Origin of the sequence: Vibrio sp. V03_P4A6T147, assembly GCF_002241085.1 — a bacterium.
GTDB lineage: Bacteria > Pseudomonadota > Gammaproteobacteria > Enterobacterales > Vibrionaceae > Vibrio > Vibrio anguillarum.
In genome coordinates this window covers 1-11,628 of the sequence record NZ_NDIO01000084.1, presented here as the reverse complement: position 1 = coordinate 11,628, position 11,628 = coordinate 1, and the positions used below count along the sequence as shown (strand labels likewise).

The 11,628-nt window shown below is 43.7% G+C and carries 10 protein-coding genes; all 10 read left to right on the top strand.

The genetic code is table 11. From position 1 onward, the window contains the following. Positions 1 to 1,031: trigger factor (gene tig, locus B9J84_RS03065; RefSeq protein ID WP_094123494.1), on the top strand; the 1,031-nt coding region annotated here is incomplete at its 5' end. A 105-nt stretch (positions 1,032 to 1,136) separates the two neighbouring features. Beyond that, entirely contained in the window at positions 1,137 to 1,763 is a 627-nt protein-coding gene (clpP, locus tag B9J84_RS03060) for an ATP-dependent Clp endopeptidase proteolytic subunit ClpP (protein WP_010317461.1), read from the top strand. Between the two features lie 83 nt (positions 1,764 to 1,846). Then, positions 1,847 to 3,127 carry an ATP-dependent protease ATP-binding subunit ClpX gene (gene clpX, locus B9J84_RS03055; protein WP_013857185.1) on the top strand — a complete coding sequence of 427 codons (1,281 nt, stop codon included), beginning with the start codon at positions 1,847 to 1,849 and terminating at the stop codon, positions 3,125 to 3,127. Between the two features lie 120 nt (positions 3,128 to 3,247). After that, the gene (gene lon, locus B9J84_RS03050; protein WP_013857184.1) at positions 3,248 to 5,599 is read left to right on the top strand and encodes an endopeptidase La; all 2,352 of its coding nucleotides are present in this window, start codon (positions 3,248 to 3,250) and stop codon (positions 5,597 to 5,599) included. Between the two features lie 195 nt (positions 5,600 to 5,794). Continuing rightward, positions 5,795 to 6,067 (top strand): HU family DNA-binding protein, encoded by a 273-nt coding sequence (locus B9J84_RS03045; protein ID WP_026027116.1) that lies wholly within the window; start codon positions 5,795 to 5,797, stop codon positions 6,065 to 6,067. Positions 6,068 to 6,224: 157 nt separating this feature from the next. Then, positions 6,225 to 8,084 carry a peptidylprolyl isomerase gene (gene ppiD, locus B9J84_RS03040; protein ID WP_019282002.1) on the top strand — a complete coding sequence of 620 codons (1,860 nt, stop codon included), beginning with the start codon at positions 6,225 to 6,227 and terminating at the stop codon, positions 8,082 to 8,084. Positions 8,085 to 8,220: 136 nt separating this feature from the next. Continuing rightward, the gene (locus B9J84_RS03035) at positions 8,221 to 8,520 is read left to right on the top strand and encodes a ComEA family DNA-binding protein (protein WP_017044597.1); all 300 of its coding nucleotides are present in this window, start codon (positions 8,221 to 8,223) and stop codon (positions 8,518 to 8,520) included. Between the two features lie 163 nt (positions 8,521 to 8,683). Continuing rightward, positions 8,684 to 9,364, top strand: coding sequence for a (d)CMP kinase (gene cmk, locus B9J84_RS03030; RefSeq protein WP_013857180.1), 681 nt, complete (start codon positions 8,684 to 8,686; stop codon positions 9,362 to 9,364). Between the two features lie 103 nt (positions 9,365 to 9,467). After that, positions 9,468 to 11,138, top strand: a complete 1,671-nt coding sequence (gene rpsA, locus B9J84_RS03025; RefSeq protein WP_013857179.1) for a 30S ribosomal protein S1 — start codon at positions 9,468 to 9,470, stop codon at positions 11,136 to 11,138. 76 nt (positions 11,139 to 11,214) lie between these two features. After that, positions 11,215 to 11,499 carry an integration host factor subunit beta gene (gene ihfB, locus B9J84_RS03020; RefSeq protein WP_010317449.1) on the top strand — a complete coding sequence of 95 codons (285 nt, stop codon included), beginning with the start codon at positions 11,215 to 11,217 and terminating at the stop codon, positions 11,497 to 11,499. Positions 11,500 to 11,628 lie beyond the last annotated feature (129 nt).

The following is an 11,628-nucleotide window of genomic DNA, read 5'->3' as shown; positions in this document are numbered from 1 at the left end:
CATTTGCACCAGTTTCTATCGAAGAAGGCCAAGACCTTGTTTTCAATGCAACTTTTGAAGTATATCCAGAAGTTGAGTTAAAAGGTCTAGAAAACATCACTGTTGAAAAACCAGCGGTTGAAGTGAAGGAAGAAGACGTTGCTGAGATGCTAGAAACGTTACGCAAGCAACAAGCAACGTGGAAAGAAGTAGACGCAGCTGCGGAAGCGGGTTCGCGCGCGACGATCGATTTTGTTGGTTCTATTGATGGCGTTGAGTTTGAAGGCGGTAAAGCTGAAAACTTCCCTCTAGAAATGGGTGCAGGTCGCATGATCCCTGGTTTTGAAGACGGTATCGTTGGCAAAACCAAAGGTATGGAATTTGAAATCGACGTTAACTTCCCTGAAGATTACCACGCGGAAAATCTAAAAGGTAAAGCGGCGAAATTCGCAATTAAAATCAACAAAGTTGAAGTGCGTGAATTACCAGAGTTAAACGACGAGTTCGTTGCCAAATTTGGTGTCGCTGAAGGTGGCGTTGAAGCGCTGAAAGCTGAAGTTCGCAAGAATATGGAACGTGAACTTAAGCAAGCAGTAAAAAACCGCATTAAAGAGCAAGCGATTGAAGGTCTAGTAAAAGAGAACGATATCAATGTTCCTTCTGCACTGATCGATCAAGAGATCGACGTACTGCGTCAACAAGCTGCGCAACGCTTTGGCGGTAACCCAGAAGCGGCCGCTCAACTACCACGTGAATTGTTTGAAGAACAAGCAAAACGTCGCGTAGTGGTTGGCCTACTTCTTGGTGAAGTGATCAAGTCTGAAGAGCTAAAAGCTGACGAAGATAAAGTGAAAGCATTGATCGAAGAGATGGCAACAGCGTACGAAGATCCAGCTGAAGTAATGGCATACTATTCTCAAAATCAGCAAATGATGAACAACATGCGTAACCTTGCTCTAGAAGAGCAAGCAATCGACGCGATCATTGCTAAAGCACAGGTTTCTGAAAAGGCTGTTAGCTTCAATGAGCTAATGAACCAGCAACCTGCTTAATAAGCAATATGTAGCGTAGGTGGTTGACTACAGGTTAACTATTCTGCTAACAATGGTCCGTGTGATACCCATCATTCGGGCCATTTATTTTAGGGACATAACAATATGAGCTACCAAGAAAAAAACGCAATGTCGCCAATTTTTGACGCGCTAGTACCCATGGTGGTTGAGCAGACTTCCCGCGGTGAGCGCTCATACGATATTTATTCTCGCCTACTCAAAGAACGAGTGATTTTCTTAACGGGTCAAGTTGAAGATCACATGGCTAACCTTGTTGTAGCGCAGCTGTTGTTTTTAGAATCGGAAAACCCTGATAAAGATATTTTCCTCTACATCAACTCGCCAGGAGGTAGTGTGACTGCTGGTATGTCAATTTATGACACCATGCAGTTCATCAAGCCGAATGTTAGCACTGTTTGTATGGGCCAAGCTTGTTCAATGGGAGCATTCCTATTGGCTGGTGGCGCTCCGGGGAAACGTTATGTGTTGCCTAACTCACGCGTGATGATTCATCAGCCGTTAGGTGGTTTCCAAGGCCAAGCTTCGGATATCCAGATCCATGCTCAAGAGATCCTTACCATCAAGCAAAAACTCAACAAATTGCTTGCTGAGCATACAGGCCAACCGCTTGAAGTTATCGAGCGTGATACCGACCGTGATAACTTTATGTCTGCTGACCAAGCTGTGGAATACGGTTTAGTCGATGCAGTCTTGCGTCACCGCGGCGAATAACAGTTCTCAGAATTGTTTAACGCATTTTGGCGTAATTTGAGTTACACTCAGACGATTAAAAGTAAAGGCTAAGAGGTTAGCGAATGACAGACAAAAGCAAAGAGAGCGGTAGTAGTAAACTGTTGTATTGCTCTTTCTGTGGCAAAAGCCAGCACGAAGTTCGCAAGCTGATCGCCGGTCCTTCTGTTTACATCTGTGATGAATGCGTTGATTTATGTAACGACATCATTCGTGAAGAGATTAAGGATGTTCTGCCAAAAAAGGAATCTGAGGCGTTACCTACGCCGCATAAGATCCGTGAACATCTTGATGACTATGTGATTGGCCAGGAACATGCAAAAAAAGTGCTCGCAGTGGCCGTATATAATCACTACAAGCGTTTACGAAACGGTGATAAAACGAGCGATGGGGTTGAGTTAGGTAAGAGTAATATTCTTCTTATTGGCCCAACAGGTAGTGGTAAAACACTGCTTGCAGAAACATTAGCTCGTTTCCTAGACGTACCTTTCACAATGGCAGACGCCACCACATTAACTGAAGCAGGTTATGTCGGCGAAGATGTTGAAAACATCATCCAAAAGCTGCTGCAAAAATGTGATTATGACGTTGCAAAAGCGGAACGTGGTATCGTCTACATCGATGAAATTGATAAGATTTCTCGTAAAGCAGAAAATCCTTCAATTACCCGAGATGTCTCAGGTGAAGGGGTTCAGCAAGCGCTGTTGAAATTGGTGGAAGGCACTATCGCTTCGGTTCCGCCGCAAGGTGGCCGTAAGCATCCACAACAAGAGTTTTTACAGGTAGACACATCCAAAATCCTCTTTATCTGTGGTGGTGCATTTGCGGGCCTAGATAAAGTGATTGAACAACGTGTTGCGACAGGTTCAGGTATTGGCTTTGGTGCGGAAGTTCGCTCTAAAGATGAAACCAAAACTATCGGTGAGTTGTTCAATCAAGTAGAGCCTGAAGATTTGGTAAAATATGGGTTGATCCCTGAATTTATCGGTCGTCTTCCCGTAACGGCTACCTTGACAGAGCTGGATGAAGAAGCACTGATTCAAATCTTGTGTGAGCCGAAAAACGCGCTGACGAAACAGTACGCAGCCTTGTTTGAGTTAGAGAACGTTGACCTAGAGTTTCGTGAAGACGCATTGCGCGCCATTGCAAAAAAAGCAATGAACCGCAAAACGGGCGCACGTGGTTTACGCTCAATATTGGAAGGTGTACTACTCGAAACCATGTATGAACTGCCATCGGTAAACGATGTCAGCAAAGTGGTTATCGATGAATCAGTCATTAATGGTGAATCACAACCGCTACTAATTTACAGCGGAAATGAGAGCCAAGCGGCTGGCGCAGAGTAAATCTCAATCAGAAATATTTAAAGGAGGTAGCAAATACCTCCTTTTTTTTATTCTGTTATTGAATCCAGTGAGTTAGCCCCCATATACTCGGTAATCAGTTGAAGCGGAAGAGAGAATAATATGAACTTGGAACGTTCCGAGCGTATCGAGATCCCCGTACTACCTCTACGTGACGTGGTGGTTTATCCTCACATGGTCATTCCTTTGTTTGTTGGCAGAGAAAAATCCATCCAATGCCTTGAAGCGGCGATGGATAACAACAAGCAAGTGTTACTTGTGGCACAAAAGCAAGCGGAAACCGACGAACCGAAAATTGAAGATCTTTTTGAAGTCGGGACAGTTGCAACGATTTTACAACTTCTGAAATTACCTGACGGTACCGTGAAAGTGTTGGTTGAAGGCCAACAGCGAGCGAAAATTGATCGCTTCATCGAGCGTGAATTTTTCTCCGCAGAAGCGCAGTATCTTGTCACTCCTGAGTTGGATGATAAAGAGCAGGAAGTCGTCGTTCGCAGCGCAATCAACCAATTTGATGGTTTTATCAAACTCAACAAGAAAATCCCGCCTGAAGTATTAACGTCGTTAAATGGGATTGATGAAGCAGCGCGTTTGGCTGATACCATCGCCGCTCACATGCCATTGAAATTGATTGAAAAACAAAAAGTTCTCGAAATTGTTGATGTCAGTGAACGTTTGGAATTTTTAATGGGACAAATGGAAGCGGAGATCGACTTATTACAGGTTGAAAAACGAATTCGTGGTCGCGTTAAAAAGCAGATGGAAAAATCTCAGCGTGAGTATTACCTCAACGAGCAGATGAAAGCGATTCAGAAAGAATTAGGTGAGATGGATGACGCACCTGATGAATTTGAAATGCTGAAGAAGAAGATTGACGATTCCAAAATGCCGCAGGAAGCGCGCCAAAAAACGGAACAAGAGCTGCAGAAATTGAAGATGATGTCTCCAATGTCTGCAGAAGCAACCGTTGTGCGTAGCTATATTGATTGGATGGTCAATGTTCCTTGGGCAAAACGTTCAAAAGTTAAGAAAGATTTGGCAAAAGCTGAAGAGATTTTAAATGCCGATCACTACGGTTTAGATCGTGTCAAAGAGCGTATTTTAGAATATCTCGCGGTACAAAGTCGTATCAACAAGCTGAAAGGGCCAATTTTGTGTCTTGTTGGTCCCCCGGGCGTTGGTAAAACGTCTCTTGGCCGCTCGATAGCGGCGGCAACAGGTCGACAATATACCCGTATGGCGTTAGGTGGAGTGCGTGATGAAGCAGAAATTCGTGGTCACCGCCGTACTTACATCGGTTCTCTTCCGGGTAAGTTGATTCAAAAAATGGCGAAAGTTGGCGTGAAAAACCCACTGTTCCTGCTTGATGAAATCGACAAAATGTCTTCAGATATGCGTGGTGACCCATCTTCCGCATTGTTGGAGGTGCTTGATCCTGAACAAAATAGCACCTTTAACGATCACTATTTAGAAGTGGACTATGACTTGTCTGATGTCATGTTTGTTGCGACATCAAACTCAATGAACATCCCAGGTCCGCTGCTTGACCGTATGGAAGTTATCCGCCTTTCCGGATATACAGAAGACGAAAAGCTGAATATTGCTAAACGCCATCTAGTGACTAAGCAAGTTGAGCGGAATGGTTTGAAGCCTCATGAAATTGTTATCGAAGATTCAGCCATCATTGGTATTATCCGTTATTACACACGTGAGGCGGGCGTACGAAGCTTAGAGCGAGAGATTTCAAAAATTTGCCGTAAAGCGGTGAAGAAAATCTTGTTGAATAAAGACATAAAAACCGTGGTAGCCAACCAAGAGAATTTAAAAGAGTTTCTAGGTGTGCAACGTTGTGATTTTGGCAAAGCCGACGACAGTAACCAAATTGGCCAAGTTACGGGTTTAGCATGGACAGAAGTAGGCGGTGATTTGCTGACTATTGAAACCGAATCAATGCCTGGCAAAGGCAAGTTGACGCAAACTGGTTCTCTGGGCGAGGTGATGCAAGAATCCATTCAAGCTGCGATGACGGTGGTTCGCGCACGCGCTGAGAAATTAGGGATTAACGCTGATTTCTATGAAAAGCGTGACATTCACGTTCACGTGCCAGAAGGCGCAACACCAAAAGATGGCCCAAGCGCGGGTATTGCTATGTGTACGGCGCTTGTCTCTAGCTTGACGGGTAATCCTGTGAAAGCGGAAGTCGCGATGACGGGTGAGATAACGTTGCGTGGTGAAGTATTACCTATCGGCGGTTTGAAAGAAAAACTGCTCGCAGCACATCGTGGTGGTATCACCACCGTATTGATCCCAAAAGAGAATGAGCGTGATTTGGAAGAGATCCCTGCAAATGTGATTGCTGATCTAAAAGTCATTCCCGTTCAATGGATTGATGAAGTTTTGAAGATCGCACTTGAACGAGACCCTTCTGGGGTTGAATTTGAAGCTAAAAAATAGTGATGTGCAGCAAAAATAAGTAAAAGATCACGCTGATAGGCTTAAAAAGGCTTGTCAGCGTTTTTTTTGGGCGCTAACGTAAGCCCCTATAGCTTGCAGCCCAGATGTAATAAGGCTTCAAGCTAGTTTGGGAACTTAATGGAACGAAAAGTCACCGTTAAAAAATAATAATGGGTGACGCAAAGGGGAATCACAGTGAATAAAACACAATTAGTAGAAAAAATCGCAGAAAACGCTGACATCTCTAAAGCATCGGCAGGCCGTGCTCTTGATGCATTCATCGAAGCCGTTAGTGGCACTCTTCAATCTGGCGATCAAGTAGCGCTTGTTGGCTTTGGTACATTTAGCGTTCGCACTCGTGCAGCGCGCACGGGTCGTAACCCTAAAACGGGTGAAGAGATCCAAATCGCAGAAGCAAAAGTACCTGCTTTCAAAGCAGGCAAAGCGCTTAAAGACGCTTGCAACTAATCAAAATCGTTATTTTTTGCGGCTTAAGCGCAAAATTAATTCGAACCTTTTGAAATTATGCGCATCCTACTGATGCGCATTTCTTTTTCTGATATTATCGCGCTATTCAATTTTTAGGCTGAAGTGTGAAGCTTCTTATCCGGAGAGCAGTTAGATTATGATGGATCGATTACGCGAAGGCGTGAACAGCATCGCGGTGAAAATTATTCTAGGAATGATTATCTTATCATTCGTATTCGCAGGTGTCGGTAGCTACTTGGTCAGCGGTGGCAGTAATGCTGCGGCTAAAGTTGGCAATAGTGAGATTGGCCGTGGTGAATTTGAACAAGCGTACCAGAACGAGCGCAATCGCATGCAATCCCAATTAGGGGATTATTTTGCTAACTTGCTCGCTGATCCTCAGTATGTCGAGTCATTTCGTAAGTCAGTGCTTGATCGTATGGTTAACGATTTATTGTTGGAGCAGCATGCACAATCACTAGGTTTACGAGTGAGCGATGATCAGGTTCGTAAAATGATTTTAGACATGCCCCAATTCCAGACTGGCGGTAAGTTTGACCAAGAAATCTATCAAGCGGCTCTTCGCCGTGCAGGTTTCTCTGCTGAAAGCTTTGCAGAATATCTACGTCGTGATCTTATCCGTAACCAGTTACTTAGTGCTATCCAAGGTAGTGAATTTACGTTGCAGGGTGAGGTTAATCAGCAAAGTGAACTGATCTCTCAAACCCGTGATATCCGTGCGCTCACATTGTCACTCAGCGACTTTGCTAAAAATGTTGAGTTGAGTGATGAAGAAATTACTCAATATTATCAACAAAATGCAGAGCGCTATACCCGTCCAGAGCAGGTTAAAGTGGCTTATATCGAGCTTTCTGCCCAACAATTGAAAGACCAAATTGTAGTGTCTGATGAACAGGCCGAGCAGTACTACCAAGAGCATTTAGACAAATACTCCACTCAAGCACAGCGTAAAGTAAGCCATATTTTGGTTCAAGGTGATGATAAAACTAAAGCGCAGGCGATTCTCGATGAACTGAATGCTGGCGCTGATTTCGCGACTTTAGCGAAAGAAAAATCAGAAGACGTAGGAAGCGCAGAAGAGGGTGGTTCGCTAGGTTGGATTGAACATGATGTGATGGACCCAGCTTTTGAACAAGCAGCCTTTGCTATCGAACAGATAGGGGATATCACAGGGTTGGTCAAATCTGAATTTGGCTATCACATTATCCGTCTTGATGATGTTAAAGCCCCTATCGCACAGCCCTACGCACAGGTTGCCTCTGAAATCAAAGCTGAAATGGTAGACCAAAAGGCCGCTGATCAGTTTTATGAGTTGCAGACTAAGCTAGAAAAAGTGGCATTTGAATCACCTGACTCTCTGGATGAAGCAGCAAACGCTATCTCAGCTAAGATTCAGAAAACCGATTTTATTTCTCAGCAAGATGCGCCTGAAATTCTTAAAAATCCAGCTGTTCTTCAAGCTATTCTAAGCCCAGAGGTAAAAGAAGATAGGCTCAATTCTGAGGTATTAGAAGTTGCCCCAGAACACGTTATCGTTGTTCGTGTTGATGATGCTCGGGAACAAATAGTTCTTCCTTTGGCTGAAGTGAAAGAGCAAGTGGTTACTCAGCTTTCTAAAGTCAAAGGCGAACAACAAGCGATTGAGTTAGCCACAAAATTGATTGATACCCTAAAGCAAGGTGACCAATCCTTATTGGAACAGCGTGGGTTAAAATTTGCTGAGTTGGAAATGATTGATCGTAGCTCTCCATTGGCGAGTACGGTGTTTTCTCTCCCTAAACCCGCTACAGATAGTGTGGTTTACGGTCAAGCGAAAGCAATGAACGGTGATATTGTTCTTGTTGAACTACATAAGGTTGAGGCTAAAGTCACACCTCAGTACAACGATCAAATTACGGCTCAGTTAGAGCGCATCGGTAGCCAACGTGATTTGGCTGCGATACTTACAACTTTGCGTAAAAATACAGACATTGAATATTATGTTGTGAGCCAATAAAGGCTAGTAATGTAATTGATATGAAACTCAAAATGGGCTGCTTATGCAGCCCATTTCAATTTCTACCTTTTTGATTCCCTCTCATTTCCAAGCTCAATTAATATTGGTACCCATTAATAAACAAGGAAATGTTCATATGAAATTGAAAACAAAACTCGGGTTGTTACTTCTAAGTATCGTATTGCCTCTTTCACCGACATTAGCAGAAGAAAAGGTGGTAGAAACGCACCAAGGCATTGAAATTACGGTTAATATAAATCAGGCTTCCGCTGAGGAAATTGCTACTTTGTTGAAAGGTATTGGACTTAAAAAAGCACAAGCGATTGTTGAATATCGTCAACAAAATGGCGATTTTAAAACCAAAGAAGATCTGAGCTTGGTGAAAGGCATTGGTGCCGCTACTGTCAGGCAAAACGCTGAGCGTATCATTTTATAAAAGTCTCTATCAAAAGCGTCGCCCCCTAAAAGCGACGCTTGTATCACTGTGAAATTTCAGTCATATCACCATTCCTTCCTAGCGCCTGTAACGGATAAGCACTATAATTTGTCGCCGACAAAAGCGAGCAAGCAAGCCGCATAAAAACTAAGTGGAGTAAATCATGTCCTCTCACACTCCGGTAATTACCGTAGATGGACCAAGTGGTGCAGGTAAAGGCACTCTTTGTATGTTGTTGGCTAAGAAATTAGGCTTTCATTTGCTCGATTCTGGAGCTATTTACCGCGTTCTTGCATTGGCGGCGATTCACCACGGTGTGGATACGGAGTCGGAAGAAGCGCTTGTTCCTCTGGCGACACATTTAGATGTCCAATTTATCGCAGAAGGCGACTTGGTTAGAGTGATTCTTGAAGGTGAGGACGTATCGAAAGAATTGCGCAAAGAAGAGACAGGAATGGCGGCATCAAAAGTAGCGGCATTGCCTAGAGTTCGTGAGGCATTATTACGTCGCCAACGAGCCTTTGCGAAAGGGCAGGGACTGGTTGCTGATGGACGTGATATGGGCACAGTTGTGTTTCCTCAAGCAGAAGTGAAAATATTCCTCGATGCCAGTGCGCAAGAGCGAGCCCAACGTCGCTTTAAGCAGTTGCAACTCAAAGGGCTAGATGTTAAATTTGACGCCCTTTTAAGCGAGATCCAAGAGCGTGACGACCGAGATCGTAACCGCCCAGTGGCCCCATTACGCCCTGCAGAGGATGCGCTATTGCTTGACTCAACCTCAATGTCTATCGACGAAGTTGTAGAAGAAGCATTACAATACGTAGAATCTAAGCTGGCAGAGTAGTTCTGCTAGGTAAGAGCGTCGGTCGCAAGGATGATGACTGGCGAATTTAATAACCCCATGCGGTAGGATACCCATGGAAGTTTAATTATTGAAGATTAAATAAATGACTGAATCTTTTGCTCAACTCTTTGAAGAGTTTTTAAACGAAACACAATTTCAACAAGGTACAATCGTTAAAGGTACTGTAGTCGCTATCGAGAATGGTTTCGTTCTTGTTGACGCTGGTCTTAAGTCTGAGTCTGCTATCCCTGCTGAACAGTTCAAGAACGCTGCTGGCGAACTTGAAGTTGAAGTTGGTTCTGAAGTAGACGTTGCTCTAGACGCTGTTGAAGATGGTTTCGGTGAAACTCAACTTTCTCGTGAGAAAGCTAAGCGTCATGAAGCTTGGATCGTTCTTGAGAAAGCTTACGAAGAAGCTGAAACTGTTATTGGTATTATCAATGGTAAAGTTAAAGGTGGCTTCACTGTTGAACTAAACGGTATCCGTGCTTTCCTTCCAGGCTCTCTTGTTGACGTGCGTCCTATCCGTGACACTACTCACCTAGAAAACAAAGAGCTAGAGTTCAAAGTTATCAAACTAGACCAGAAACGTAACAACGTTGTTGTTTCTCGTCGTGCTGTTATCGAATCAGAAAGCAGCGTTGAACGTGACGAACTTCTTGAAACTCTACAAGAAGGCACTGAAGTTAAAGGTATCGTTAAGAACCTTACTGACTACGGCGCATTCGTTGACCTTGGTGGTGTTGATGGTCTTCTACATATCACAGATATGGCTTGGAAACGCGTTAAACACCCATCAGAAATCGTTAACGTTGGTGACGAAATCCTAGTTAAAGTTCTTAAGTTTGATCGTGATCGTACTCGCGTATCACTAGGTCTTAAGCAACTTGGCGAAGATCCATGGGTAGCTATCGCTAAGCGTTACCCAGAAGGTCATAAACTATCTGGCCGTGTAACAAATCTAACTGACTACGGCTGCTTCGTTGAAATCGAAGAAGGCGTTGAAGGTCTAGTACACGTTTCTGAAATGGATTGGACTAACAAGAACATCCACCCATCTAAAGTTGTTAATGTTGGCGACGAAGTTGAGGTTATGGTTCTTGATATCGACGAAGAGCGTCGTCGTATCTCTCTAGGTCTTAAACAGTGTAAAGCTAACCCATGGCAGTCATTCGCTGAAGCGCAAGCTAAAGGCGACAAAGTTACTGGTAAGATCAAGTCTATCACTGACTTCGGTATCTTCATCGGTCTAGACGGCGGCATCGACGGTCTAGTTCACCTATCTGACATCTCTTGGAACGTTCCTGGAGAAGAAGCGGTACGTGATTACAAGAAAGGCGATGAAATCTCTGCAGTTGTTCTAGCAGTAGATGCAGAGCGTGAGCGTATTTCTCTTGGCGTTAAGCAAATGGAAAACGACCCGTTCAACGCATATGTTGCTGATAACAAAAAAGGTACTCTAGTTAACGGTACTGTTACTGCAGTTGACGCGAAAGGTGCTACAATTGAACTTGTAGACGGCGTTGAAGGTTACATCCGTGCTTCTGAAGCATCTCGTGACCGTATTGAAGATGCGTCTCTAGTCCTAAGCGTTGGTGACAGCGTTGAAGCGAAATTTACTGGTGTAGACCGTAAAAACCGCGTAATCAACCTATCTATCAAAGCTAAAGATGAAGCTGATGAGCAAGAAGCAATGGCTACACTGAACAAAGCTGATGAAGGTGCGTTTGGTAATGCTATGGCTGATGCATTCAAGGCTGCTAAAGGCGAATAATCTAACTCGCTAAAAGGGGCCGTAAGGCTCCTTTTTTTTCAGTTAGTGCCTACTTTGATAAGTAATGAGGGAAACTATGACTAAGTCTGAATTGATAGAAAGACTCTGTGCTGAGAAAACGCACCTATCTGCTAAAGAAATTGAAGACGCTGTGAAAGATATTCTTGAACATATGGCATCAACTTTAGAAAGCGGAGAGCGAATCGAAATTCGCGGATTTGGTAGTTTCTCTTTGCACTATCGTGAGCCTAGAGTAGGTCGTAATCCTAAAACCGGTGATAAAGTGGTGTTGGATGGCAAATTCGTCCCTCATTTCAAGCCAGGTAAAGAGTTACGTGAGCGAGTTAATGAGAATATCTAAAGCGATTTAGAGAGTATTCTAAAAAACGGCATACAGTTTAAGTATGCCGTTTTTTTAAGAAAGGAATCCATAATAGACATGGTTTGTAAGGCCATTTTCCTGCATAATCAGACCAGATCAATACTGGAT